23 protein-coding genes and 1 pseudogene are annotated in these 26,527 nt (G+C 68.5%); 21 read left to right on the top strand and 3 right to left on the bottom strand.

Annotated elements, in window-relative coordinates; genetic code table 11:
- The 7 genes and pseudogenes from ACYP33_RS24145 to ACYP33_RS24115 form a co-directional block, all read left to right on the top strand.
- Positions 1–318: pseudogene (locus tag ACYP33_RS24145) on the top strand (hypothetical protein); the annotation flags it as partial.
- Positions 315–1,670 carry a type III secretion system ATPase SctN gene (sctN, locus tag ACYP33_RS24140; RefSeq protein WP_414440816.1) on the top strand — a complete coding sequence of 452 codons (1,356 nt, stop codon included), beginning with the start codon at positions 315–317 and terminating at the stop codon, positions 1,668–1,670. The pseudogene ACYP33_RS24145 and the gene sctN, both read left to right, overlap by 4 nt.
- Positions 1,667–2,191 (top strand): type III secretion protein, encoded by a 525-nt coding sequence (locus ACYP33_RS24135; RefSeq protein ID WP_459624243.1) that lies wholly within the window; start codon positions 1,667–1,669, stop codon positions 2,189–2,191. The genes sctN and ACYP33_RS24135 overlap by 4 nt, the downstream gene beginning before the upstream one ends.
- Positions 2,188–3,048: a type III secretion system export apparatus subunit SctT gene (gene sctT / locus ACYP33_RS24130; protein ID WP_414440818.1), complete on the top strand. Its 861-nt coding sequence runs from the start codon at positions 2,188–2,190 to the stop codon at positions 3,046–3,048. Before ACYP33_RS24135 ends, sctT begins: the two co-directional genes overlap by 4 nt.
- Positions 3,049–3,278: 230 nt before the next feature.
- Positions 3,279–4,718, top strand: a complete 1,440-nt coding sequence (locus ACYP33_RS24125; protein WP_459624242.1) for a helix-turn-helix transcriptional regulator — start codon at positions 3,279–3,281, stop codon at positions 4,716–4,718.
- Positions 4,719–4,755: 37 nt separating this feature from the next.
- A complete protein-coding gene (gene sctC / locus ACYP33_RS24120; RefSeq protein WP_459624241.1) occupies positions 4,756–6,576 on the top strand; it encodes a type III secretion system outer membrane ring subunit SctC in 1,821 nt (606 codons plus the stop codon).
- 149 nt (positions 6,577–6,725) lie between these two features.
- Positions 6,726–7,598: a phage tail tip lysozyme gene (locus ACYP33_RS24115; RefSeq protein ID WP_459624240.1), complete on the top strand. Its 873-nt coding sequence runs from the start codon at positions 6,726–6,728 to the stop codon at positions 7,596–7,598.
- Positions 7,599–7,686: 88 nt separating this feature from the next.
- On the opposite strand, the gene ACYP33_RS24110 is transcribed toward ACYP33_RS24115, so the two are convergent.
- A complete protein-coding gene (locus tag ACYP33_RS24110) occupies positions 7,687–8,706 on the bottom strand; it encodes a winged helix-turn-helix transcriptional regulator (RefSeq protein ID WP_459624239.1) in 1,020 nt (339 codons plus the stop codon).
- 473 nt (positions 8,707–9,179) lie between these two features.
- Complete coding sequence (locus tag ACYP33_RS24105) at positions 9,180–9,830, bottom strand: DUF3455 domain-containing protein (RefSeq protein ID WP_459624238.1); 651 nt, start codon at positions 9,828–9,830, stop codon at positions 9,180–9,182.
- Between the two features lie 285 nt (positions 9,831–10,115).
- On the opposite strand from ACYP33_RS24105, the gene ACYP33_RS24100 reads away from it, so the two are divergent.
- The 3 genes from ACYP33_RS24100 (at position 10,116) to ACYP33_RS24090 (ending at position 13,881) form a co-directional block, all read left to right on the top strand.
- A complete protein-coding gene (locus ACYP33_RS24100; protein ID WP_459624237.1) occupies positions 10,116–11,330 on the top strand; it encodes a hypothetical protein in 1,215 nt (404 codons plus the stop codon).
- A gap of 169 nt (positions 11,331–11,499) precedes the next feature.
- Positions 11,500–13,326, top strand: coding sequence for a type III effector HrpK domain-containing protein (locus ACYP33_RS24095; RefSeq protein WP_459624236.1), 1,827 nt, complete (start codon positions 11,500–11,502; stop codon positions 13,324–13,326).
- 33 nt (positions 13,327–13,359) lie between these two features.
- Positions 13,360–13,881 (top strand): GNAT family N-acetyltransferase, encoded by a 522-nt coding sequence (locus ACYP33_RS24090; protein WP_459624235.1) that lies wholly within the window; start codon positions 13,360–13,362, stop codon positions 13,879–13,881.
- A gap of 61 nt (positions 13,882–13,942) precedes the next feature.
- Here ACYP33_RS24090 and ACYP33_RS24085 read toward each other — a convergent pair whose 3' ends face one another.
- Positions 13,943–14,854, bottom strand: a complete 912-nt coding sequence (locus ACYP33_RS24085) for a LysR family transcriptional regulator (RefSeq protein WP_414440827.1) — start codon at positions 14,852–14,854, stop codon at positions 13,943–13,945.
- Positions 14,855–15,015: 161 nt separating this feature from the next.
- On the opposite strand from ACYP33_RS24085, the gene ACYP33_RS24080 reads away from it, so the two are divergent.
- The 11 genes from ACYP33_RS24080 to ACYP33_RS24030 all read left to right on the top strand — a co-directional run.
- Entirely contained in the window at positions 15,016–15,864 is an 849-nt protein-coding gene (locus tag ACYP33_RS24080) for an ABC transporter permease (RefSeq protein ID WP_414448556.1), read from the top strand.
- A 4-nt stretch (positions 15,865–15,868) separates the two neighbouring features.
- Positions 15,869–16,927: an ABC transporter ATP-binding protein gene (locus tag ACYP33_RS24075; protein WP_459624234.1), complete on the top strand. Its 1,059-nt coding sequence runs from the start codon at positions 15,869–15,871 to the stop codon at positions 16,925–16,927.
- Between the two features lie 85 nt (positions 16,928–17,012).
- On the top strand, positions 17,013–18,101 hold the full coding sequence (locus tag ACYP33_RS24070) for an extracellular solute-binding protein (RefSeq protein WP_414448554.1): 1,089 nt from the start codon (positions 17,013–17,015) through the stop codon (positions 18,099–18,101).
- On the top strand, positions 18,101–18,940 hold the full coding sequence (locus ACYP33_RS24065) for an ABC transporter permease (protein ID WP_414440831.1): 840 nt from the start codon (positions 18,101–18,103) through the stop codon (positions 18,938–18,940). Before ACYP33_RS24070 ends, ACYP33_RS24065 begins: the two co-directional genes overlap by 1 nt.
- A 70-nt stretch (positions 18,941–19,010) precedes the next feature.
- Positions 19,011–19,466, top strand: a complete 456-nt coding sequence (locus tag ACYP33_RS24060; RefSeq protein ID WP_414449132.1) for a TIGR00725 family protein — start codon at positions 19,011–19,013, stop codon at positions 19,464–19,466.
- 77 nt (positions 19,467–19,543) lie between these two features.
- The gene (locus ACYP33_RS24055; protein ID WP_459624233.1) at positions 19,544–20,743 is read left to right on the top strand and encodes a porin; all 1,200 of its coding nucleotides are present in this window, start codon (positions 19,544–19,546) and stop codon (positions 20,741–20,743) included.
- Between the two features lie 266 nt (positions 20,744–21,009).
- Positions 21,010–22,440, top strand: coding sequence for an amidase (locus ACYP33_RS24050; protein ID WP_459624232.1), 1,431 nt, complete (start codon positions 21,010–21,012; stop codon positions 22,438–22,440).
- A 184-nt stretch (positions 22,441–22,624) separates the two neighbouring features.
- Entirely contained in the window at positions 22,625–23,383 is a 759-nt protein-coding gene (locus ACYP33_RS24045; RefSeq protein WP_459624230.1) for a DeoR/GlpR family DNA-binding transcription regulator, read from the top strand.
- Positions 23,361–24,671 (top strand): allantoate amidohydrolase, encoded by a 1,311-nt coding sequence (locus ACYP33_RS24040; RefSeq protein ID WP_459624229.1) that lies wholly within the window; start codon positions 23,361–23,363, stop codon positions 24,669–24,671. The genes ACYP33_RS24045 and ACYP33_RS24040 overlap by 23 nt, the downstream gene beginning before the upstream one ends.
- Positions 24,665–25,621: a phosphotransferase family protein gene (locus ACYP33_RS24035; RefSeq protein ID WP_459624228.1), complete on the top strand. Its 957-nt coding sequence runs from the start codon at positions 24,665–24,667 to the stop codon at positions 25,619–25,621. Before ACYP33_RS24040 ends, ACYP33_RS24035 begins: the two co-directional genes overlap by 7 nt.
- The coding region (locus ACYP33_RS24030; protein WP_459624227.1) for a phosphotransferase at positions 25,618–26,527 on the top strand (910 nt) is incomplete at its 3' end. The genes ACYP33_RS24035 and ACYP33_RS24030, both read left to right, overlap by 4 nt.

The following is a 26,527-nucleotide window of genomic DNA, read 5'->3' as shown; positions in this document are numbered from 1 at the left end:
GCGCCGCCGGCGGCGCAAGACCCTTATGCGGCGCAGGACCCTTATGCGGCTCAAGATCCTTATGCGGCTCAAGATCCCCATGCCGCCGCGCCGCAAGATCCCTACGCGCATCCCGATCCGTACGCCCACCCCGACCCCTACGCCGCGCAGCCCGCCCACGATCCGTACGCGGCCGGCGATGCCGTGCAGTACGAAACATCGGAGCACGACGCGCATCCCGACGAAGCCGCGCGCCACGCCGAGCCGCAGCAAAGCGACTATGACGCTGCCCCCGCCCCCGAACTGACCGTCAACCTTCGCCACGGAGGCCCCCGGTGAGAAACGTCTCCTGGCTCGAACGCACCGACGATTTCGAGCGCCTGACCGACGCGATCGAGCGCGAGATTCTCGCGGTGCCGGCCGTCGCGCGCACCGGCAAGGTCATGGAAGTGGTGGGCACCGTGATCAAGGTGTCCGGCCTCGACGTCACGCTCGGCGAGCTGTGCGAACTGCGCTCGCCCGAGGGCGAACTGTTGCAGCGCGCCGAGGTGGTGGGCTTCACGCGCGACGTGGCGCTGCTCTCGCCGTTCGCGCGGCTGGAGAACGTGTCGCGGGCCACGCAGGTGATCGGCCTGGGCCGGCCGCTGTCGATCCAGGTGGGCGACCAGTTGCTGGGCCGCGTGCTCGACGGCCTGGGCGACCCGATCGACGGCGGCCCGCCGCTCGATTCCGACGACTGGCGGCCCGTGATCGCGCAGCCGCCCGACCCGATGACGCGCCGCATGGTCGACACGCCGATGCCGACCGGCGTGCGCGTGGTGGACGCCATGATGACGCTCGGCGAAGGCCAGCGGATGGGCATCTTCGCGCCGGCCGGCGTCGGCAAATCCACGCTGATGGGCATGTTCGCGCGCGGCGCCGCCTGCGACATCAACGTGATCGCGCTGATCGGCGAACGGGGCCGCGAAGTGCGCGAATTCATCGAATTGATTCTCGGCCCGGACGGCATGGCGCGCTCGGTGGTGGTGTGCGCCACGTCCGACCGCTCGTCGATGGAGCGCGCCAAGGCCGCGCACACGGCCACCGCGATCGCCGAATATTTCCGCGACCGTGGCCTGCGCGTGCTGCTGATGATGGATTCGCTGACGCGTTTCGCGCGCGCCGGCCGCGAGATCGGCCTGGCCGCCGGCGAACCGCCGGCGCGGCGCGGCTTCCCGCCGTCGGTGTTCGCGGAGCTGCCGCGCCTGCTCGAACGCACCGGCATGGGCGAGACCGGCTCGATCACCGCCTTGTATACGGTGCTGGCCGAGGACGAAACCGGCGGCGACCCGGTGGCGGAGGAAGTGCGAGGCATTCTGGACGGCCACATGATCCTGTCGCGCGAGATCGCCGCGAAGAACCAGTACCCGGCGATCGACGTGCTCGGCAGCCTGTCGCGCGTGATGTCGCTGGTGGTGCCCGACGCGCACAATCGCGCGGCCTCGCGCGTGCGCGAGCTGATGGCCAAGCATCGCGACGTGGAAGTGCTGTTGCAGGTGGGCGAGTACCAGCCCGGCCAGAACCCGCTCGCCGACGAAGCGATCGAGAAGGCCGACGCGGTTCGCGCGTTCCTGTGCCAGCGCACCAGCGATTACGCGGCCTACGACGACACCACCGCCTATCTGCACGAGCTTGCCGGAGTGAGCGCATGAGCGTGGAGGCCCGCCTGAAGCGGGACCGCCGCGCGATCGCGCTGTCGCGCGCCGGCGATCGCCGCCGCAAGCAGAACGAGCAGTTGCGCATGCAACTGGTCGGGCAGCGCGCGGCGCTCGCGCAGCGCGAGGACGAGCATGCGCAGGCGATCGAGCGCGTCGAACAGGACGCCGCCGCCGTGCAGGCCATCGACGATCAGATCGACGCGATGATGACGGGCGCGATGCCGTTCGTGGTGGACGATTTCCAGGCCTGCAAGATCGTGCGCGGGATCGCCGTCGACCGGCTGCACGCGAGCGAGGAGCAGGTGGAGCTGGCCTTGCAGGCGGTGCACGCCGCGCAGCAGGAAATTGTCGAGAGCAATCGCGCGATCGCCCGCAATGTCGGCAGCATGGACGCCTGCGAGCAGCGCATCGGCGTGATGCGCCGTGTTTATCAACGCGCCGAGGACGACGCCGCCGACGACGAGGCCGAAGACGGCGTGCTGGCGCGCCGCGCGCGCGACAAGGCCGCCGCATGAATCCCTCGCTGAATGTATTGCCCGACCTCACGCACCTGGTGATGGGCTACCTGACGCTGATCGGCGTGTCGTCGATCCGGCTGTTCGTGATCATGACGATCTTTCCGCCGTCGGCCGACGGCGTGCTGCAAGGCCCGGTGCGCAACGCCATCGTGATCTTGTTCAGCACCTTCATCGCCTACGGGCAGCCGCTGTCGTTCGGCGAGGAACTGCACGGCGCGGCGCTGGTGGAGCTGGGCTTGCGCGAAGGCATGATCGGGCTGGTGCTCGGCTTCGCGGCGTCGTCGGTGTTCTGGGTGGCCGAGTGCGCCGGCTATTACATCGACGACCTGACCGGCTACAACAGCGCGCAGGTGCAGAACCCGCTGCGCAACGAACAGGCCACGCCCACCGCCACGCTGTTGCAACAGGTGGCGACGGTGGCGTTCTGGAGCCTGGGCGGCATGAGCTTCCTGCTCGGCACGCTCTACGAATCGTATCAATGGTGGCCGCTCACGGCGCACAGCGTGGATGTGTCGAGCGTGCTCGAATCGTTCGCACTGCAGGAGACCGATTCGCTGATGCAGCAGGTCGCGAAGCTCGCCGCGCCGGCCGTGATGATTCTGTTATTGATCGACGTGGCATTCGCGTTCGCTGCGAAGTCGGCGAGCAAGCTCGAACTGATGGGTTTGAGCCAGCCCGTGAAGGGCGCGGTGGCGGTGCTGTTGCTGGCGCTGTTCGTGGGCGTGTTCGTCGATCAGGTGCACGACCAGCTCACGCTGTCGTCGTTCACCTCGCAATTCCGCGCGTGGGCCGATGCCGCGCACGCCAGCAATACGGGCGCGGCCACGCATCCGGTCGATCCACATGCGAAGTGATGTTGCGATGTGCGAGGTGTGCTGAGAATGTCTTGATGAAGTGAGTGAGGAAGTGACTGAGCAATCGTGAGACTCACGCGAAGCCGCGTCGCGTGGGGCGCAATTCTCAAATCGGCATCATTGCTGAAGATTGCTCAGTCAAACTGAGAGTTCGAACATGAAGTGACGACTACATTGCTTGCATGGCGCTGCGATCCGGTGCCGCGTGCAAATGCAAGGAGAGTCGCTTCATGTTTTCGATGCTCTATTTCCCGATCGTATCCGCGCTCGCTGCTTCCGATGAAGTGGCCGGCGCCGGCAACGCAGCCCGCACCGTCGATGCGATTCTCGACGGCGAATTCGTCGCGGCCGTGCAGCAGTCGGGGCGACGCCTCGACGATTCGGCCTCGGCGGCCACCGCCCAGGAATTGCAGTGGCACGCGGATCTGCAACTCGTGCTGGGCTTCGATGCCGAAGCCGAGGATGCCTACCGCCGTGCGCAGCGCCGGATGCGTGCCTCGAAGGCCGAGATTCGCGTGGCGACCTGCCGCAATGCCGCCTGGCAGGCGCTGTTCCGTCATCGCGTGGGCACCGCGCTGGCCTGCTTCGCACGGGCCGCCGACGAAGCCGAGGCGCACCCGTCGCGCCGTATCGAAGCGCGCATCGGCATTGCCTGCGCGCTGCACGAACTGGGCCGCACGCGTGAGGCGCTCGACGCGCTCGACGACGTGACGGTCACGCACCCGCGCTGGCGCGACGTGGTGACGGCGCTGCGCTTCGACCTGATCGCGCAGCACGAATTGCGCAGCGCGAACGCGTTGCAGGATCACGTGTATTGGCGCTCGGCCGCGCTGGCAAGCCCGACCGCCTACTTGCCCGCGCCGCGCGCCGGCTTCGCCGAGGCGCTGCAGGCCGCGGCCGGCGTGCGTGCGCCGCTGCTCGCCGGGCGAGTGGCCTACCTGCGCGACCTGCACAACGTGATGGGCGGCGACCGCGATGCGATCGCCAACGTGTGCGCCTACCTCGAACGCGTGCGCGATCAGGGCTTCGCCGATTATCAGCGCGCCGTGCGCCTCGAAATCGCGCTCGCCACGTTCGTGGGCGATGCGCCGCATATCGCGCAAACGATCGTCGAACCGCTGCATCAAGGCGTGCGCGGCTCCGACACCGGCCACCGCCAGCTCGAATATCTCTACTGCGCCGCCAAGCTGCGCGAAACCCAGGGCCGCCCGCAGGAATCGCTGCAGTGGTACAGCCGCTACGCGCTGGTCGCGATGCAGTGCCTGCGCGAGGATTCGCACGTGCGCACGCCGGCGCTGGACCGCCAGCCGAAGGCCGCGCCCGACGATGTCAGCGCGCGCCTGCCGGCCAAATACCGCCGCGCCTACCGCTACGTGCTCGACAATCTCGAACGCGCCGACCTGTCGGTGCGCGAGATCGCCACGCAGATCGGCGTGACCGAACGCGCGTTGCAGAGCGCGTTCAAGAGCTGCCTCGGCCTGTCGCCGAGCGAACTGATTCGCACGCGCCGCATGGAGCGTATCCGCGAGGCGTTGATCGATCACGCCGACGCGGGCGACCAGCGCGTCCTCGAAACCGCCCGCCGCTGGGGCGTCCAAAGCCGGTCCACGCTCGTGACCGGGTATCGCAAGCAGTTCCGCGAAGCGCCGTCCGAAACGCTCGAACGCTGACGCCGGCCTTTCCCTCCATCTTCCCGAATCGACATCCATGAGAGCGAAGAAGCTTGTTGCCGCCGCGTGCCTCGCGGCGGCGCTGTCTGCCTGTCTGTCCGATGCCGCGTTCGCGGCGCCCGTGCGGTGGCGCAGTGCGACGGTCCACGTACAACTCGATGGCAAGGACCTGAAGGACGTGCTGCGCGATTTCGCGGCCAGCCAGGGTATTGCCGCCTCGATCGCGCCCAATGTGGCGGGCACCGTCACGGGCCGTTTCGACCTGTCGCCGCAGCGGTTCCTCGATACGCTGTCGTCCACCTTCGGCTTCGTCTGGTTCTATGACGGCAACGTGCTGTCGATCAGCAGTTCGAACGATGTGACGCGCCAGGTGCTGCAACTCGATCACAGCGAGATCGGCCAGTTGCGCTCGTCGCTCAAGCAGATCGGCCTCGACGATCCGCGCTTCCCGCTCACCTACGACCCGGTGTCCGGCACCGTGCTGGTCAGCGGCCCCGCGCAATACGTGCAGATGATCGCCGACGTCGCGCAGCGGCTGGACGCGAGCACCGGCCACCGTAACGGCTCGGTGATCCGCATCTACAAGCTCAAGAACGCCTGGGCCACCGATCACGACGTGCAGGTGGACGGCGCCAAGGTGACGGTGCCGGGCGTGGCCACCATCCTCGGCAACATGTACAGCGTGAAATCCGGCTCGACGGGCGGCCAGCCCAGCTCGGCGCCGAACATGCAGCGCGTGCAGTCGCTCAACGACGTGTCCGGTTCGTCCACCGGCATGATGGGCAGCGGCGGCGGCAGCGGGATGCAACCGCCGCCGTTGCCGCCGTCGATGTCGGGCTCGCAGTCGGTGGGCCAGGCCGGCCAGGCGTTCGGCGGCGCGTACGACAACAACAACGCCGGCTACACGCGGCGGCGCGGCGGTGGCGGCGGCGGTTCGGGCGGCGACGTGGCGGTGACCGACGGCAGCGACGGCCTGCCGGTGATCCAGCCCGATCCGATCACCAACTCGGTGTTGATTCGCGATACGCCCGATCGCGTCGGCCAGTACGGCGACCTGATCCGGCAGCTCGACGTGCGGCCGAAGATCGTCGAGATCCAGGCGCACATCATCGAGATCGACGACGACACGCTGCAGCAGATCGGGGTGGATTGGCGCGCGCACAACAGCCATGTCGATTTCCAGACGGGCAACGCGGCGCAGGCCCAGAACACCTACGACGGCCAGCTCAATCCGATCTTCGGCACGGTGGCGCAATCGACCAGCGGCTCGTCGAGCACCACCGGCTCGCTGGTCAACGCCACGCCGGGCGGCGCGGCGCTGTCGGCGGTGGTGGGCGGCGCGGGGCGCTACCTGCTGGCGCGCGTCACGGCGCTGCAATCGACCAACAAGACCAAGATCGACGCCTCGCCGCTGGTGGCGACGCTCGATAACGTCGAGGCCGTGATGGACAACACCACGCGCTTCTTCGTGCGGGTGCAGGGCTATACGTCGGCCGACCTGTACAGCGTCTCGACCGGCGTGTCGCTGCGCGTGCTGCCGCTGATCGTCGACGACGGCGACAAGACGCGCATCAAGCTCAGTGTGCACATCGAGGACGGCCAGTTGACCCAGCAGCAGGTGGACAACATCCCGGTGATCACGACCAGCCAGATCAACACGCAGGCGTTCGTCGGCGTGGGCGACAGCCTGCTGATCGCGGGCTACACCACCGACACGCAAACCAACGGCGTGACCGGCGTGCCGTTGCTGTCGCGCATCCCGCTGCTCGGCGCGCTGTTCCGCTATCACAGCGACGATCACTCGCACAACGAGCGCGTGTTCCTGCTGACGCCGCGCGTGATCGACGCGGGCGTCTGAAACCGGAGCCGGCGGCTGATTTCCGAGCGTGCCGGCTCGGTTCGCATATCGGTGGATCGCTTCGCACGGCGGCCCGAAGGGCCGGATGGGCACACCCTATAGTCGGACGAGTCGGCATTGCCGCCGATCATTCCGTGGGGGAGTCGTTCATGTCGTTATCCATCAATTCCATGTCGACGCAATCGCTCGACCCGTCGTCGCTCTCCACGAGCGGCAGCAGCGGGTCGAACGCGGCGTCGCTGATGCAGGTTCTGCAGCAGATCGCGCAGATGATTCAGGAAATTACCCAGGCACTGAAAATGGCCGCCTCGGCCGACCAGGACGGTTCGGGCCTGGGCGGCGGGGGCGGGGGTGGCGGAGGCATGCCGCAATCGCTGGCGGCTGCACCGGGTGGCGGTGCGGGCGGTGGCGGCGGGGTGCCCGCAGCCGGTGGCGGAGGCGGGGGTGGCGGCGGCACGCCGGCCCTCAGCGATGCGCCGGCCGGAAGCGGTAGCGGAAGCGGCAGCGGCACGCCAGTGCAGGCCTCGGCCGGCACCACCGGCCCGAGTTCGGGCACCGACGTGTCGAGCCTCGGCGGCAGCAACGCCGACAAGATCGCGTCGTTCCTGCAGAACAACCTCGGCCTGAACAAGGACGCGGCGGCCGGCGTGCTCGGCAATCTCCAGCAGGAGAGCGGGCTCGAATCGGACATCAACCAGGGTGGTGCGCGCGGCGGCCCGTCGGCCAACAACGCCGACGACAACCAGAACGGTTACGGCCTGGCCCAATGGGGCGGCGTGCGCAAGGAAGGCCTCGAGCAATTCGCCGCATCGCAGGGCAAGCCGGCCAGCGACCTCGGCGTGCAGCTCGACTATCTGGCGAAGGAAGTGGGCGAAAAGCCGGGCCTGGTCGATGCGCTGAACAGCGCCGGTTCGCCCGACGCGGCCGCGAAGGTGTGGGATCAGCAGTTCGAGATGGCGTCGGACCCGCAGATGCAGAACCGCAACCAGTACGCGGAGCAGTTCGCGAGCCAGGGGCTGTAAGCGCGACGCGCGCCGATGGAACCTCGATGAAAAAACGGCCGGCATTTCCATGCCGGCCGTTTTGCGCTGTGCGGCGCCGCGAGGGGCGTCAGCCGTCGTTGCGCGGGATGGAGAGCACCGGCAGGCGGATGCAGTCGGACGGCGAGCCGTCGTCGCGCATCGCCTTCGCGATCATCGTCACGCCGATATTCCACGGGTTCGCATACGAAGCCCACGGCTGCGCGAGCGCGGCCGTCGCGCTGTGACGCGCGTGCACCGTCGGCCCGTTGGCCGGCGCTGCAACGTTTGCGCGATCGGCTGGAACCAGCAGCGCGGACGCGCGCGTTTGCGGCGGGCAGGCCGGCGCGGCTTCCTGGTGCGTGCGTGGCGGCGCGGCGTCGAGTTCGTCGAGCAGGTCCGGCAGGCCATCGTCGGCCATCGCGAGATCGTTCGGAGAACTGTCGATCACGCCGTCGGTCTGTTCGATCCGGTAGCCGTGGGCATACATGGTGCGCAGCGCGACGCCGGCTTCGCCGGTCAATTCGAGCTTGCGGCGCAGCTTGTAGATATGTTGTTCGAGACGCCGACCGACGATGTCTTCCGTGCTGCCCCAGATCGCGCCGGCCAATTGGCGGCGCGTGACGTATTCACCGGCGCGCGAGAACAGCAGCCACGCGATCGCGAATTCGCGCGTGGTGACACGCACGCTGCGGCCGGCGATTTGCACGGTGCTGGCCTGCTGATCGAGCGTATACGCACCGAGCGTGACGCGCTGTTCGTCGCGCGGCGCCGGTTCGGCCTCGACGCGGCGCATCGCGCGCAACGCACGGGCGGCCAGTTCGTTGCGATCGAACGGGGCGAGCACGACGTCGTCGGCGCCGGCGTCGAACGCGCGCTCCAGGCTGTCGCGATCGGTAAACGTGCCGACCACCAGCACCGGTGCGCGGCGGCCGCCATAGAAAGTGCGGCGGGCGAAAACGGTGCGCGTGCCGTCGATGCCGGTGGCGGCGTCGACCAGAATCACGCGGTAATCGTCCCGATACAGGCCGCGCGCCAGCGCGACATCATCATCGAATTGAATGCATTCGATCGATGCGTCGAGAAAATGCTGGCGCAGTCGTTCGAACATGCTGACGTTGGGCGTTAATACGGCGAACTTCAACCTGAACCTCCTTTCCTTGTCCCGGCGTGCAATGAACCGGCAGGCTACTGGCACGGAGCGAAATTACAGGCATAGAAATTCCAGGGGTGTAACTTATTGTTAACCGTGGGAAAGAAAATGAGAGTTTTGAAGTACTAAAAGTGAAGGTTTTTCGAATCGTGGAATGCGATGTTTAGTTTTTAATCTAAACAACATGTTTCCTAATGTATTTGTAAGCTTAAATCGCGTGTCTTCAGACAAGATTGTAATTTCATTGAAAGATACCTGGAAATAGGTATAAGTGGTATCGAATCGATTACATTTCAGTTTGTAAAGTTAGATGAGATTTGGTGAGTAATGCTCGGCATTACTTGAAAGGCACGCTCGAATTTCCATGTATATGCAGTGGAAATGCGCAAAGAACCCCTGTCGCGCTTTCATAAAGAAAACAAAAAGACCTGCTATTGAGCGAGGGGTGACGTGCGGTAAAGCTGGTAGGTCGCGAAGTACGGCACGTAGAGCTGCGTACCCTCCACGCGGCAGGCGTCGCTGGCCGGAATTCCGCCTCGCGTATTCATTCTGATCACCGCGCTGATGTTCGTCATGCGGCCGCCCTGGCCGTCGCCGGCGCGCGTGCTCGCATCGATCCCGTAGCGCACCCACGGCAACGCATTGGCGTCGACGATGGTGGCCGCCAGCGTCTTGCCCACCGCAAAGCTGCCGTCATGGGCGAGGAAGTAGCGGCCCGGCGTGACCGAGCCGACGCTCTGGCCGTGCGCGTCGATCAACGTGGCTTCCGGCCCATAAGGTTGCCAACGCAACGTCTGGCCGGCCGGGCTGCCCGGCGCGCCGGGTTCGAGCGCCGTCACGCGATGACATCGATAGACCTGGTCGCCCGCCGCCGTCAGCGTCTCCTGCCACAGCTCGGCCGTGGGGCCGCGCAGCGAATCGGGCACGCCCGCATCGGGCGGACCGGGCGGCGGCGGCGTCGCGCAACCGGCGAGCGTGGCGAGCAGCGCGAGCGCGGCCGGCGCCAGGGCGCGGCGGCGCGGGTTCGCCGGGGCGAGGGCCTGCGATGCCCGGAGGCGGTCGACGAACGGAAAAGCGTGCATGGCCGCGAACGGAAAGTCGGTAAGCCCTTATCAGACAGGAAGCGGGGCAGGTACGCGCGCGGCAACCCGAAGCATTGCGCGGCGACACGCAGCGATCCCCCGCACGCCGCTGCGTGTCGCTACGCATCCCTTGCTCGTGCTTCGCATTTCCGGCAGGACGTTCGGATTGCCGAAGTTTCGCGGCGCGCCCGTTGACTAACATTGGAAACGGCATAGCGCCTCCTGTGACAGGCGGCATATGACGTAAACGCAGCACGTCTATTTCGGACCCACATAGGAGGCCACATGAATGTAGCTGGCGGAATTGGAGTCAACCTGCAAAGCCCGATCACCAATGCGGGCAATGCAGCGAGCCTTTCGGCGCAGATCATGCCGATGCTGCAGCAGACCGAGCAGATGGTCAGTCAGCTGGCAGGCTCGGTCATGCAGCAACTGATCGGTCAGATGCAGCAGGAACTGAAGCAGGCCCAACAACTCGCGCAGACGCTCGGCGGCGGCGCGGGCAATGCGACCGGCGCGGGTGACGGCGCAGGTGGGGCTGGCGGTGCGGGCGCAGGCGCCGGCACGGGTGGCGCGGGCGATGTCGGTGGCGATGCCGGCGCGGGCGCGATCGGCGGCGCGGCCGGTGCGGGCGCGGCGGACGGCTCGGGCATGACGACGCAGTCGGCGGCGGGTGCGCTCGCGTCGTACATGTCGCAGAACAACATCGGCTCGATGGACCCGAACGCGCTGTATCAACTGGCGCAGAACCCGCCGGCCGGCACCCCGCCGGACGTGCAGAACGCGGCGAAGTTCATGCTGCAGAACCCGGACGTCTTCAAGGCCATCGAAACGCACGACGTGGCGGGCGCGGATGGCGTGGCAGGCCAGGGCGACATGCAATGGGCCGCGCAAGGCGGTGCCGATAACGTCGCCAGCGGTGCGGGCGGTGCGGGCGGTGCAGGCGATGCAACCGGCGCGGGCGATGTCGGCGGCGACTCGACCACGGCCGGCGACGGCTCGGGCGCGGCATCGGGCGGCGCGCCGATGACGATGCAATCGGCCGCGGGCGCACTGGCTGCCTACGCGAACCAGAACGGCATGAGCACGGTCGATCCGAACGCGCTGTACCAGATGGCGATGAACCCGAAGTCCGGCGAATCGCAGGATGTGCAGAACGCGGCGAAGTTCATGCTGCAGAACCCGGATGCCTTCCAGGCCATCGAGACCAACGACGTCAAGGGCGCGGACGGCCTGTCGTCGATCGCGAACCTCGAGAAGGCCGCGCAAGGCGAGATCGCCGACCCGACGGCCGGCTCCGGCTCGACCGCTTCGGCCTCGGCCTCGCAACCGATGGGCGGCATCTCGCCGGAAATGTTCATGCAGATGGCCGGCATGGGTGGCATGGGCGGCCTGATGGGCGGCCTCGGCGGCGGCCTCGGCGGCGGCATGGGCATGATGGGCGGCATGGGCGGCCTGCAAATGCCGAAGGCGCAAGACAGCGACGACGACAACGCGTAAGGCTCGCGGCCGGCCCGCTCCGCGAGGAACGGGCCGCGTTGTCGGTTATACGCGTCCTCGCGGGGCGGCCGTGCCGCCCCGCGTTTCCCATTCCTAAATTTCGATACCGCGTTCCATGACCTCGCTCTCATCCCTTTCGTATTCTTCCCCGTCCGTCAACGATCCGTCGATGACGGGCACGAATGATTCATCGGGCGGGATGCAGTCCGGCCTGCAGATGATGGAAAACCTCAACTCGCAGCTCCAGCAGATGGTGCGGGCGTTGATGGAGGCGGCACAACAGCAGCAAAGCAACAGCGGCGACGCGGGCGGCGATTCGTCCGCCTCGGGCAGCGGCAGCGGCGGCATGCAGATGCCGCAATCGGACCCGTCCTCGGCGCTCGATGCGACGGGTGGCGCGGGCGATGCGTCGGGTGCGGCCGGTGCCGCCGGTGCGGCCGGCGGCGCGGCCACGGCCTCGACCGACGACGGCAAATACGCCGCGCTCGATCAGTACAGCCAAACGAACGATCAGTCCGACATGTCGAAGTGGGCCGATCTCGCGCCGGCCGACCAGGGCGCTTCGCTGGAGCGTCCGCTGGCGGCCATGCAGATCCTGAGCGGCAAGACCGGCCCCGACGGCCAGCCGCCGAGCGACGCGCAGAAGGCGGCGGCGATGCAGTTCGTCAACGACAACCCGACGCTCAAATCGGCGTTGCAGAACACCGGCGCGCTGAAGTCCGACGGCACGGTCGATACGAAAAAGATGCAGGGCTTCATGGGCCAGGTCAGCACCAACCTGAGCCAGGCCGATTCGGATATCAAGGACTACATGAAGAAGCATCCCGACGCGGATGCCGATTCGGTCAACGTCGAACGTTCGGCGGGCCTGATGAAGGCCTACAACGCGATCACGGGCGAATCCGAAGGCCACAAGTCGAACGGCAAGAACGGCAACAACTACACGCACGGCGGCAAGAGCGGCGGCGGCCTGACGACCCAGCAGCAGGTCGAGGATCTGCAGAAGAACTCGGGCTTCAGCTCGGCGCTCAAATCGGCCGCCACGGCGTTCGGTTCCGACGGCGGCTTCGACGATCTGGATCGCAGCGGCGACGACAAGGCCACCCACAAGCGCGATCAGGTCTATTCGACCAAGAACCTCGATCACTTCCTGTCCGACGATGCGCCCACCACCCAGGCCGGTTCGCAGCAGTTCCTGCAGAACGCGAGCCTGGAGAACATCACCGGCAACACCGACATCAGCAGCCTGAACGGCGACGTGATCCAGAACCCGCAGAACTACTCGCCGCAGCAGAAGGCCGCGGTGATGGTGAAGCTGATGGAAACGCTGGTGGACGTGCAGGCCGGCGGCTCGGACAAGCTGCGCAACGTCGACAAGACGGTGGCGGCGCTACAGCAGGACATCCAGAAGCTCGCGAGCGACCCGGACACGGCCGCCTATCTGCAGAAGACGGTGCCGCCGGAAATGCAGCAGATGTCGGGCGAATTCCAGGGCGCGGGCGGCGTCACGTCGGCGGGCGGCGGCGACTCCGGCTCGGACGGCACGGCAGCGGCCGGCGGCAACGGCCAGAACCCCGGCCAGACCATCGACGACGTGCATCGCGGCCTGAGCGACGCCAAGACGGTGGCGCAATCGCTCGGCGATCTCGCCAAGGGTGAAGGCTCGATGGGCCTGAGCGGCGACGCCGCGGTGGGCGAAGCCGCGGCCGGTGCCGCGGAAGGCGGCGCCGAAGGTGCGGCGGCGGGCGCGGAAGCGGCCGAAGGCGCGGCAGCCGGCGTGGAAGGCGGCGCGGCGGCAGGCGAGGGCGTGCTCGGTGCGGTCGGCGGCGCGATGGCGGCAGCCGCGCCGGTGATGGCGGTGGGCGCGGCGGTAGTGGGCGTGGCCGGCATCATCTTCGCGATCGTCGAGGCCGTGAAGAAGCACAACGACCAGAAGGCGTTCGCCTCGAACGTCAACCCGACGCTGCAACAGTTCGGCATTCCGCTGCCGTCCTGATCGTCGGCATCCCAAAACGTACCGGAGGCCCGCATGCGCAGCCTGGTATTCGACCGTCACGACGAGGTCAACCTGTTCGTGGCGTCGCGCACGGGCGAGGAGCGTTACGACGACGCGCGCGCGATCGGTCTCGCCAAGGATGGCGAACTGGTCGCGGGCGTGGTGTTCCAGGGGCACAACGGGCCGAACCTGTTGATGCACTTCGCGCTCGGCGCCTCGCGCCACGTCATCACGCCGGCCTTCGTGGCGGCGGCGTTTCTTTACCCGTTCGCGATGCTGCGCTGCCGGCGCGTGACGGGCCTGGTGCGCGTCGACAACCCCGAGGCGCAGCGGCTCGACGAGCATCTCGGCTTCGTGCGCGAGGGCGTGATGCGCGGCGCGGCCGGCGACGGCACCGATTTCATCCTCTACGGCATGTTGCGCGAGGAATGCCGCTATATACGCGGGCGTTATCTGAAGGCGTTCCTGAAGGAGACCGAAGGGATTCCGGACGAGGCGGCAATGCCGCAGGCCGATACAGTGGATACGGACGAGCCGGTGCGCGCGGCTGCCTGAAAGCACGCATTCCTCCGGCGTGGCGCTGCCGTTTCGTCATCCTCAGGGATGACGAGCCGCGTCACGCCCCTGCCGTTTGCGGCGCGGCGAATTCCCCGAGCATCCAGTCGCGCAGCTTGCGCAACGCCGCGCTCGTCTCGAAGCGCTCGGGCGTGTAGCACAGGTAGTGGCCCTGGTTGTCCACCTCGACCGGCGCGTCCACCGGCTGCACCAGCGTGCCCGCGTCGAGCGGCGAGCCGATCAGGAAGGCCGGCACCAGCGCGAGGCCGAGCCCGGCCTGCGCGGCCTGGATCAACACCGCATATTGCTCGAAGCGCGGCCCCGCGAACGCGTTCATGCGCGTGACGCGGTGCCGTTCCGACCATTCGAACCACACGCTCTCGGCCTGCTCGTGCACCAGGCGCGGCGCGTCGGCCACGTCGGCCGGGGTGTGCAGCGCATGTTTGGCCGCGAACTCGGGCGAGCAGACCAGCACGAACGTGCGGCCCGCCAGGTAATCGCAGCGCACGCCTTCCCAGCGGCCGTCGCCATAGCGGATCGCCGCGTCCAGCCCGAACGGGAACGGGTCGCCGTGCGCCAGATGGCGGCGAAAGCTCAACGTGACGTTCGGCGCGGCGGCCACGAACGCCGGCAGGCGCGGCACCAGCCACTTGGTGGTGAAGGTCGGCACGCTGGCGATGGTCAGCAGGTCGCTGTCCTCGCGCACACTGAGCAATTCGAGCGAGGCGTTGCCGATCTCGCGCAGCGGCCCCGTGACGCGCGCGTGATACACCTGCCCGGCGCGCGTCAGCGACAGGTTGCGCCCCTCCCGCACGAACAGCTTCACGCCGAACAGCGCCTCCAGGTTGGCGATCTGGCGGCTGACCGCGCTCGGCGTGAGGCCCAGCTCGCGCGCGGCATACGAAAAGTTCAGATGTTTGGCGGAACTGGCGAATGCGTGCAGTTCGGCGATGTTCGGATACAGGTGCTTCATCGCGAGGTGTTCCGGATTCGCAAGGGTCGATGCGCACTTTGTACGTTTTTTTCATGACGATGCCATGTCGAAAACGCACACTGGCGGCCGTCATCGCGAAGCCAAGCTGCTGATTCAACGAGGTTTCGCGCCGTTTCATCCGCTCGCCCACGGACGCCTCGATGTCTTTCTCCCCCGCCACGGCCGCCGCCGCTGGTGTTCCCATTCGTCGCAGCAATCGCGCGCCGTCGCCGGGCCGCGTGCTGGTGCGGGCCGTGGTGGCGCTGTTCGCGCTGTACCTGCTGCTGCCGATCGCGCTGCTCGTGATCGGCTCGACCGGGCAGAGCTGGACCAACACGCTGTTGCCCACTGGTTTCACCGGCCACTGGTACGCGGACCTCGCGGCCGATACGAGCTTTCGCCGCGCGTTCGGCACCAGCTTCGTGGTGGCGCTCGCGTGCTGCGCGCTGAACGCCGTGCTCGGCGTGCCGCTCGCCTACGCGCTGCACCATCGCGCGCGCCGTGGCGGCGGGCTGGCCGCGCGGCTCGTGATGCTGCTGCCGATCGCGGTGCCGGCGCTCACGCTGGGATTCGGCTATATCGCCGTGTTCGGCGGCGACACGCTGCCGTGGCTCGGCACGCTGTGGCTGATGATCGCCGCGCACGCGGTGCTGACGCTGCCCTACCTGCTGCAAACGCTGCTCGCCGACCTGCGCCACCTCGACCTGGCCACGCTCGAAGCGTGCGCCGCCACGCTCGGCGCGACGCCGCGCCGGCAGTTCTTCACGATCGTGCTGCCGAACCTGCGTCACAGCCTGTTCGCAGGGCTGGTGATGGTGGCGGCGCTGTCGATCGGCGAGTTCCAGATCTCGAACCTGATCGCCGGCTTTCGCTACCGCAACTATCCGGTAGTGCTGCTGCAGGCCTTCTACGGCGCGTCGGGCTTCGCCTGCGCCGCCACCGTGGTGCTGCTGGTGCTCGCGATCGCCGCGACGCTGGCCTCGGTCGCCACCGTGCAACGAATCAAGTAATGCCATGAGCCTCGAATTCGACAACCTCAGCTACACCTACCCGGGCGCGTCGCACGGCATCGCGAACCTCTCGCTGGCCGCCGCGCAGGGCGAACTGCTGGCCGTGATCGGCCAGAGCGGCTCCGGCAAATCCACGCTGCTGCGACTGACCGCCGGCCTGCTGACGGGCTACGCCGGGCGCATCGCGATCGGCGGCGAGGACGTGGCCGCGCAACCGGTGTGGCGGCGCGGGGTGGGCATGGTCTTTCAGCAGTACGCATTGTTTCCGCACCTGAGCGTGGCCGACAACGTCGCCTACGGCCTGAAGATGCGCGGCGTGGCCGGTGCCGAACGGCGCCGGCAGGCGCTCGCGATGCTCGAACGCGTGGGCCTCGCGAGCCACGCCGAGCGGCGGCCGGCGCAGTTGTCCGGTGGCCAGCAGCAGCGCGTGGCGCTGGCTCGCGCGCTGGTGATCGAGCCGCGCGTGCTGCTGCTCGACGAGCCGCTGGCCGCGCTCGACGCCGGCATCCGCCATCAGTTGCGCGACGAGATCCGCGCGCTGCAACGCGCCTGCGGCGCGACCACGCTGTTCGTCACGCACGATCAGGACGAGGCACTGAGCATGGCGGACCGCGTGGCGATCGTCGAGGGCGGGCGCGTGCTGCAGGTCGGCACGCCGCGCGAGCTGTACGAGCAACCGGCCTCGGCGCGCGTGGCGCGCTTCATCGGCCATTCGACGATCCTGAGCGGGCGCGTGGTGGCGGCCGATCGCGTGGACGTGGGCTTCGCGACGCTGTGTGCCGCGACCGGTGCGCATCGCGAGGGCGACGCCGTCGAACTGCTGCTGCGCCCCGAGCATGTGCAGGCCGATCCCGCACCGGGCGGCACCAACCTGATTCGCGGCGCATGCGGCGAGGTGCGCTACTTCGGCTCGACGCACCGCTACGACTTCCTGCCGCACGGCGCGGCCGCGCCGCTGGCCGGCGAGGGTCGCGAGGTCGCGCGGCACAGCATCGCGATCGACCCGCGTCATTTGCGCGTGCTGCCGGTGGCATCGAATCCGACGGTTGCGCCGAATGCGTGAAGCCGCTTCCCACCCGAACCACGCCGCCGCTCGCGCTTTCGAGCGGCGGCCTCAACCCGAACACCCCGTCTCCCGGAGAATCCCGATGTTCGCAGCACTCGCCCTGACCCAACGCATGCGGGCCGTCGCGCTCGCGCTCGGCACGCTGCTCGCGTGCACCGCCCACGCCGCGCAAGCCGCGCCGCTGTATGCCGGCGAGGACGCGCTCTACCAGAAGGCCGCCGACGAAGGCCTGGTAGTGTCGTTCGACACCGGCCCCGAGTGGGCCAACTGGAAATCGCTGTTCGCCGAATTCCGCAAGCGCTATCCGAAGGTGGAGATCACCTACAACGACATCGGCTCGGCGGCCACCGTGGTGGCGCTCGACAAGTCGCGCCGCCGCCCGCAGGCCGATACCGCCTACTACTTCGCCGCCTCCGCGCTCGACGCGAAGGCGCGCGACGTGGTCGCGCCGTTCAAGCCACTGAACTTCGACAAGCTGCCGCCCGTATTCCGCGACGCCGACGGCCGCTGGTTCACCGTGCATTCGCTGAACATCGCGTTCCTCGTCAACCGGAAGCTCGTGAAGGACGTGCCGCAGCGCTGGTCCGATCTGCTGAAGCCCGAGTATCACAACGCGGTGGTGTATCTCGATCCGCGCTCGACGGGCCAGGGCCAGGTGGACGTGTTCGCGGCGGCCTACGCGAACGGCGGCAGCGTGGACGATCCGAAGCCGGGCGCCGATTTCTTCGGAAAACTGAAGACCGCCGGCAACGTGCTGCGCGTGGAAGGCACCACGCCTTACGCGAAGTTCGTCAAGGGCGAGATCCCGATCCTGATCGGCTACGAGAACGACGGCCTGAAGGCGAAGTACGCCGACGGCATGGGCGACGCGGCCGAGGTGGTGATTCCGCAGGACGGCAGCGTGTCGGCGCCGTATGCGATGAGCCTGGTGAAGAACGCGCCGAACCCGTCGGCCGCGCAGCTCTGGCTGAACTTCGTGATGAGCGATGCGGGGCAGGCGCTGTTCGCGCAGGGCTACGTGCGCCCGGCCGTGCCCGGCGTGGCGCTCGCGCCGGACGTCGCCGCGAAGATGCCGAACGCGCCGCAGGTGCGCCCGCTCGACGTGGTGAAGGCCGCCGCGAAGAAGGCGCAGGTCGACCAGCTCTGGTCGCAGGCCACGCTCGGCCAATGATGCGGGCGACCTCTATCGAACGCCGCGACGCGGGCCTGTTGCGCCGCTTCGGCGCGGCGCCGGCCGCGGTGCTGTTCGCGATCGCGTTCGCGCTGCCGCTCGCGGCGCTGGTGGCTTCCGCGTTCGATGGCGGCGGCCATGCGTTCGGCGCGGTGCTCGGCGATCCGCTGGTGGCCGATGCGGTGCTGCGCTCGATCGGGCTGGCGGCGGCCACCGCCACGCTGTCGAGCGTGATCGGCGTGGCGCTGGCGATTGCGCTGGCCGGGCAGCCGCCGGCACGACGCCGCTTCGCGCTGGCCGTGCTCGGCGTGCCGCTGGCGTTCTCGGGCCTGGTGATCGCCTACGGCTTCATCCTGAGCTTCGGGCGCGCGGGCTTCGTGACGATGCTGCTCGCGCGGCTCGGGGCCGATCCGTCGCGTGTGGGCGGCGTGATCTACACGAGCTTCGGGCTGGCGATCGCGTATGCGTACTACCTGATTCCGCGCGTCGCGCTGATGCTGTATCCGGCGTTCGCGAACTTCGACCGCCGGCCGCTCGATGCGGCGCTGACGCTCGGCGCGCGGCCGTGGCGGGCCTGGATCGACGTGGCATGGCGCGAGCTGTGGCCGTCGGTGGCGGCGGCCTGGTGCCTGGTGGCGGCGATCGCGCTCGGCACCTACGGCACCGCCGTGGCGCTGGCCGGCACGCAGATCAACATCCTGCCGCTGCTGATGTACCTGAAGCTGTCCGACGGACAGACCGATTTTTCGCAGGCAGCCGTGCTGTCGATCCTGCTGACGGCGCTGTGCACCTGTGTGCTTGCAATAGGGGAATGGATTGTCAGACCAAGGCAACACTGAACGCGCGGCGCCGGCCCAGGCCGCGCTCGCGGAACTGGCGACCCGCCAGCGCGGTGCGAACCGGCTGCTGATGCCGGTCGGCGTGATCGGCCCGCGCGCGGCCACCGACGAACAACTGCGGGTGGCCGAAACCATTGCGCATGCGCTGGCGCAGGCCGGCATGGCGATCGTCGGCGGCGGCAAGGGCGGCGTGATGGAAGCGGCCGCGCGCGGCGCGCATCGGGCCGGCGGCATCGCCATCGGCCTGCTGCCCGAGGACGACGCGGAAGGCGCGAACCCGTACCTGAGCGTCGCGCTGCCGACCGGGCTCGGCATCACGCGCAACGCGCTGATCGCGCGCTCGTCGCTGTGTCTTATCGCGGTGGGCGGCGGGCTCGGCACGCTGTCCGAGATCGCGCTCGGGCTGCAATGGGGCAAGCCGGTGTTCGCCATCTGCGATGCACCGCAGGTCGCCGGCATCGAGACGTTCGATTCGGTGGATGCGTTGCTGGCGCGCGCGGCGCGTTGGCTGGGTTTGCTCGCTTGATCGGTTGATCGACTGAGCTTGGCAACGGGGTTTCGCAGTACAGGTTTTTCCGTCAACTAAAAGTAGGATTGCTAATCATGAAGAAGACCTTGATTGCGTCGTGCCTGCTCGGCGGCGTGGCCGCCGGCGCGCACGCGCAAAGCAGCGTGACGTTGTACGGGATCGTCGACAACGGCCTGGCCTGGCAGAACAGCGCCACCTCGCTCGGCTCGACCTCGGGCGGCCACTCGCTGACCAAGATGACGTCGGGCGTGTGGGCCGGCAGCCGTTTCGGCCTGAAGGGCAGCGAGGACCTGGGCGGCGGCACCAAGGCGATCTTCACGCTCGAAGCGGGCGTGAACACCGCGAACGGCACCTCGCAATTCACGGGCGGGATGTTCACGCGCCAATCGTGGGTGGGCCTGACCGATGCGCGCTTCGGTACGCTGACCGCCGGCCGCCAATACACGGCCTATTACACGATTCTGTCGCCGTGGAGCCCGACCACCTGGCTGACCGGTTATTTCGGCGCGCATCCGGGCGACATCGATTCGCTCGACAACATCTACCGCGCCAACAACTCGCTGGTCTATCAGTCGCCCACGCTCGGCGGCTTCACGTTCGCCGCGTCCTATGCGTTCGGCGGCGTGCCGGGCAGCGTCAACGCCGGCTCGACCTGGAGCGCGGGCCTGCAATACGCAAACGGGCCGGTGGGGATCGGCGCTGCATTCCAGCGCGTGAACAATTCGACGCCGGGCGGCGGCGCGTGGGGCGCATCGTCCACCACCTCGAACGGCGGCGCGGAAACGGCCGTGTCGGCGATCAACAACGGCTACCAGACGGCGCAGGCGCAGCAGCGCTTCGCCGTGACGGGCGGCTACCGCTTTTCGGATGCATGGGATGTTTCGGCATCCTATTCGAATGTGCAGTACATCCCGGGCGCGGGCTCGTCGTTCCGCAACACGGCGATCTTTAACACGGCCGGCGCGGTGCTGCATTTCCACCCGTCGTCGTCGTGGGATTTCGCGGGCGGCTACAGCTATACGCGCGCCACGCTCGCCAACGGCGTGGCGAACGCCGCGCAGTACCACCAGTTCTCGATGTCGCAGTACTACAGCCTGTCCAAGCGCACCGGCCTCTACGCGGTCGAGTCGTACCAGCGCGCCAACGGCGACACGCTGTCGAGCACCGGCAAGGTGGTGATCGCCACGCCTTCGCTGGGCGACGGCTTCGCCGCCACGCCGGCTTCGTCGCGCAGCCAGGTGGCGCTCGGGGTGGGCGTCGTGCACCGGTTCTGAGCGTGGGAGCGGGCCGCGCCGGTGCGCGCGGCTCGCTCCGCTTTTTCCACGCGAATTCGTCAGACCTCGCAACGGCCGGCGTGGCAAGCACGCCGGCCGTTTTCGTCATGACGGTGCGCCTGCCCCGCGAGCGTGCAGACGAAAACCACGCGCTGCATCAATTCCACAAAATCAACAAATACAACAAAACGGGCTTGACATCATTTATTGGCCTGCCTGTAATGGATCGCATCGCCCGGGTTGTCGGGCCTTGCTTCGATCCCGTGATGAATCCCCGATACCGTAACGATTTCATGCCGACCGTCAGTGCCGCCGCCGCCGATATTCGGTCGGGCGGCCTGACGCCGTCTGCGCTCGTGCAGCATTGCCTGAAATCGATTGAAACCCACAATGCCACATTGAACGCGTTCGGCGACGTGTACGCCGAAGCGGCTGCCGACTACGCCGACACGCTCACGAAGGAAGCGGCCGAGGGCCGGTTTCGCGGGCCGCTGCACGGCGTGCCGTTCGGCATCAAGGACCTGTTCGCCACGGCCGGGCTGCGCACCACGCGCGGCTCGCTGACTTCTGCAAATTACGTGCCGTCGGACGACGCGCCGATCATTCGCCGCCTCAAGGCGGCCGGCGCGATCCTGATCGGCAAGACGGCCACCACCGAGTTCGGCTGGAGCGGCGCGAGCCTGTCGCGCGTGTTCGGCGACGGCCGCAACCCGTGGAACCCGGCGCTGACCAGCGGCGGTTCGAGTTCCGGTTCGGCGATCGCGGTGGCCGCGCGCATGGTGCCGGCCGCGCTCGGCTCGGACGGCGGCGGATCGGTCAGGATTCCTGGCAGTTTTTGTGGCGCGTTCGCGCTGAAGGGCTCGCTGGGCCGGATTCCGACCTGGCCGTGGTCGGCCACCGAAATGCTCAGTCATGCCGGGCCGATCACGCGCACCGTGCGCGACAGCGCGCTGCTGTTCGACGTGCTCGCCGGCCCCGATTCGCGCGATCACCAGGCGCTGCCCGCGCCCGGCGAATTGTATGCCGCGCGCTGCGATGCACCGCTGCCGCCGCTGCGCGTGGCGTTCTGCCCGACGCTGTTCGGCGTGGAGGTCGATCCGCAAGTGGCGCGTGCGGTTGCCGCCGCCGTCGAGCAGATCGCACGCACGCTGCCGGTGGAGATCGACGCGCCCACGCTCGATTGGCGCGATCCGCTGCCGACGTTCGAGGCGCTGTGGGTGGCGGGGCGCGGCATCGTCTACGGCAACACGCTGCGCGATCGCATGGCCGAGCTCGAACCGGGCTTCGCGGCGCTGATCGAGCGCGCGTCGAGCTACGATCTGGCGGCCTATCTCGCGGCGGTGCAGCAGCGCGCGGCGTTCGCGTGCGAGGTGCATGCGCTGTTCGATCGTTACGACCTGCTGATCACGCCGACGCTGCCGATCCTGCCGTTCGAGGCGGAGCGCATCGCGCCGGCCGATTTCGACACGCGCGGCAGCGCCGTGCCATGGGCGCGCTGGACGCCGTTCACCTACCCGTTCAACCTGTCGGGCCACCCCGCCGCGAACGTGCCGTGCGGCTGGAGCGAGGCGGGCCTGCCGATCGGCATGCAGGTGGTGGGGCCGCGCCACGCCGATGGTGCGGTGCTGCAGTTTTGCGCGGCGTTCGAGGCGATCGCGCCCTGGGATCATCGGCTGCCGCCGATGCTCGGTGCGTAAGGCGGCTGCGATGCATCGCGCGAACTCGATCTCGACCGCCGCCGCGCCGCGCTCCGTGTGCGACGCGTTCGGCGCCTGCCGCGCCCCGGCGCGCGCGCATCGCGCCGCCGCTCGCGGCCACGCCGTGCGGGTGCGCGGCCCCCGCTACACTGGCGGCATTCCCGCGACCGAGACCGTTCTTCCCATGCTGAATCAGCCCCGCCTCCAAGAAATCCTGCGCCTCCTGAGCCAGCAGCAGCGCGTGAAAGCCGCCGATCTCGCCGCGTCGCTGCTCGTTTCCGAGGAAACGATCCGCCGCGATTTCAAGTACCTCGAATCGCTCGGCAAGCTGCGCCGCATTCACGGCGGCGCGATCCTGCCGAAGCTCAGTGAAGAGCAGCCGTTGCAGGTGCGCAACCGGGTCCGCACGCAGGCGAAGGCGCGCATGGCCGAATGCGCGGCGCAACTGGTGCAGGACGGCATGGCGCTGTTTCTCGACACCGGCACCTCGACGCTCGCGCTGGCCCAGGCGCTGACGCGCTTCGCCGGGCTGCGCATCGTCACCAATTCGCTCGACATCGCGATGCTCGTCACGCAGCAGAGCAGCAACCACGTGGTGGTGACGCCGGGCGACGTGCGCCGCAACGACAACGCGCTGGTCGGCCCGCACACGCTGGCCTTCGCGCGGCAGTTCCATTACGACATCGCATTCATGGGCATCGGGGGCGTCGATCTCGACCTCGGCCTGATGGATTACGAGGAGCCCGAAGCGATGTTGCGCCGGACCCTCGTGGAGCACTGCGTGCGCAGCGTGATCCTTGCCGACGACGGCAAGTTCGGACACCGCACGTTCATCAACACGCTGCCGTTCGTCGCGGTCTCGGCGCTGGTCACCAACCGGCCGCCGCCCGACGATTATCGTCAACGCCTGGAACAGGACCATGTCGACCTACTTCACCCCTGATCTGCCCGGTGCGCTCGATGCGCCGGGCGCGGACACGGCGCGCGCGTTCGACGCGCTGTTTCGCGCCAGTTCGGCCATCGGCGCGACGCACGCGGGCGGCCTGCACCGGCTCGCCGCCTCGGCCGAGGATGGCCGCGTACGCGATCTGCTGCGCGACTGGCTCGCGCATCACGGCTTCGCGGTGCACGTCGACCGGGTCGGCAACCTGTTCGGCCTGGCCGAATTCGATCCGGCCGCGCCGTGGGTGCTGTGCGGCTCGCATCTCGACAGCCAGCCGAGCGCCGGCCGCTTCGACGGCGTATACGGCGTGCTGGCCGGCGCGGTGGCGGCGGCATCGATCGTCGGGCGGTTTCGCGCGGCCGGGGTGCGGCCGGCCTGCAACCTGGCCGTGGTGGACTGGACCAACGAGGAAGGCGCGCGCTTCCAGCCGAGCCTGACGGGCAGCAGCGCGTTCACCGGCGCGATGACGGTGGACGCCGCGCTGGCCTGCACCGACGCGCAGGGCGTGACGCTGCGGCAGGCGCTGGCCGGCATCGGCTACCTGGGCGACACGATGCTGGACCTGCCGCTGGCCGCCTATGTCGAGATGCACGTCGAGCAGGGCGCGCGGCTCGAACGCGACGCGGTGCCGATCGGCGTGGTCGGTTCGACCTGGGCCGCGCTGAAGCTGCGCGTGCGCTTCGACGGCGAGCAGAGCCACACCGGCCCGACGCCGATGGCCGAGCGGCGCGACGCGCTGCTGGCGGCGGCGCAGGTGGTGACGGCGGTGCACGCCGAGGCGAGCCGGCACGGCGAGCGCATGCACAGCTCGGTCGGCCGCCTCGACATCTATCCGAACTCGCCGAACGTGGTGCCGTCGCGCACCACGCTGCATGTCGAATTCCGCTCGGCCTCGACCGACCTGCTCGACGGCGCGGCGCAGCGCTTCGACGCGACGCTGGCCGAGATCGCCGCGCACACCGGCACGCGTGTCGAAATCGAAAGCCGCCAGTTGCGCGCACCGCTCGCGCTCGACGCCGGGCTCGCCGCGCTCGCGCACGAGGTCAGCGCCTCGCTCGGCCTGCGTTCGGCCGACAGCGTGACGGTGGCCGGCCACGATGCGATCAGCCTGAGCCGCGTCGTGCCCGCCTGCCTGTTGTTCGTGCCGAGCCGCGGCGGTGTTTCGCACAACGAAGCGGAATTCACCGAGGACGCCGATCTGCACACCGGCCTGCGGATGCTCGAAGCCCTGCTGGAGCGGCTGTGTCTGTCGGCCGCGCCGGTACGCCGAGCGGGGCCGCCATGGTGAACGAAACCCCCGAACTGCTGCGGCTCGCGCACACGCTGGCCGAAGCCGGCATCGGCGCCGATGCGCGCATCGTTGCGGGCACTGCCGGCGTGGCCTCGCCGATGCGGCTCGCGACCGAATGGGCCGGCTTCACGGTCGAGCAGGGCGGCGCGACCTGGTACGCGAAGGTATTGCACGACGATGCGCGGCCGCTGGTCGATGCGTCATGCAGCGCGCGCGCCAGCCGGGCCGCCGCCGAGGCGGGCGCCGCACCGGCGTTGCAGGTGGCCGATACCGCGCGCGGCGTGCTGTTGTTCGACGCGCTGCCGGCCGAGGCGTGGCGCTGGGCGCGCATCGACGATCTGGCCGCGCCCGAGCCGTTGGCGCGGCTCTGGGCACGCAAGCGCGCGGTGCATCGCGGCCCGTCGCCGGGCTTCGAGCGGTCGCTGGCGGCCGATCTCGTGGCGCTGCGCGCGCTGTGCGCGCGCGATGCGGTGGCGCTGCCCGCCGGCCACGCGTGGCTCGACGAATGCGTCGATCTCGCCTGCGCGGCGCTCGACTGCGCGCGCACCGACAGCGTGCCGCTGCATGGCGACGGCGTGGCGTCGAACGTGATGGTGGGCCCCGACGGCGCGATGCTGCTGATCGATTTCGATCGCGGCGGGATCGGCGACCCGTGGTACGACGTGGCGACCACGCTCAACGAGCTGGCGCAGTTCGACGCGCAGTGGCGCGACGGCATCGCGCTGTGGGCCGGCCGTTGCGACGAGGCCGATTACGCGCGCTGCCGGCTTTACGCGATCGCCGACGATTGGTACTGGACGTTGTGGGGCCTCTGGCTCGGCGCGACCTCGCCGCGCCGGCTCGAATTCACCAAGCTCGCGCAATGGACGCTGCTGCGTTGCCGGCAGGCGATTCACGATGCGCGTTTCGAAGGCTGGCTGCGCATGCTGGGAGGGCGGACCTCATGATGACGCTGGGCGAAGCCCGCTCTGCGGGCGAACACGCGATCGAGGCGGCGATTCGCTGCGTGCCGGATTGGGACGACGGCCGCCGCGTGCGCTACGCGCCGGTGGGCGGCGGCATCTCGAACGCGAACTGGCGCGTGGAAGTCGAGCGCGAACCGACCGCGTATTTCTTCAAGGTGCCGGGGCGCGGCACCGAGATGTTCATCGACCGGCGCACCGCGCACGAGGCCAGCGTGAAGGCCGCCGATTCCGGTTACGGCGCGCCGGTGTTCGCGTTCCTCGAATCGTGCGGCGTGGAGGTGTTCGCGTTCATGGAGGGTTGGCGCGCGTCGTCGAACCTCGATTTCGCCGACGGCACGATCCGTCACAACGCGCTGCGCGCGCTGAAGGCGTTCAACGATCAGCCGCTGCTCGCGCAAACCAAGACCGCGTTCGACATGATCGACGAGCATCAGCACCAGGTCGAGACGCTGCACGCCGTCACGCCGCCCGACCATGCGTGGCTGTGCCGCCAGTTCCGGCGCGCGCGGCAGGCGCTGGCGGCGTCGGGCATCGATCTCGCGCCATGCATGAACGACACGCTGGCCGGCAATTTCATGCTCAACGAGGCGCGCGAAATCATGCTGGTGGATTTCGAATACGCGTCCAACAACGATCGGCACTACGAACTGGCGCTGTGGTTCGGCGAGATGTTCTTCGATGAAGATGCCGAGCTGGCGCTGATCGAGGATTACTTCGGCCGCGCCACGGCGCGCGAGATCGCACGGGTGCAGCTCTACAAGGCGCTGGCCGACCTGAAGTGGTCCACCTGGGCGATGGTGCAGCGCGCGGTGTCGACGATCGATTTCGATTTTCATAAATACGGAACCTGGAAGCACATGCGCGCTCGCGCCGTGATGCAGGATTCCC

The organism is Burkholderia sp. 3C, from assembly GCF_054589155.1.
Note: the sequence above shows the minus strand (reverse complement) of the source record. Positions and strands in the feature narration are given on the sequence as shown.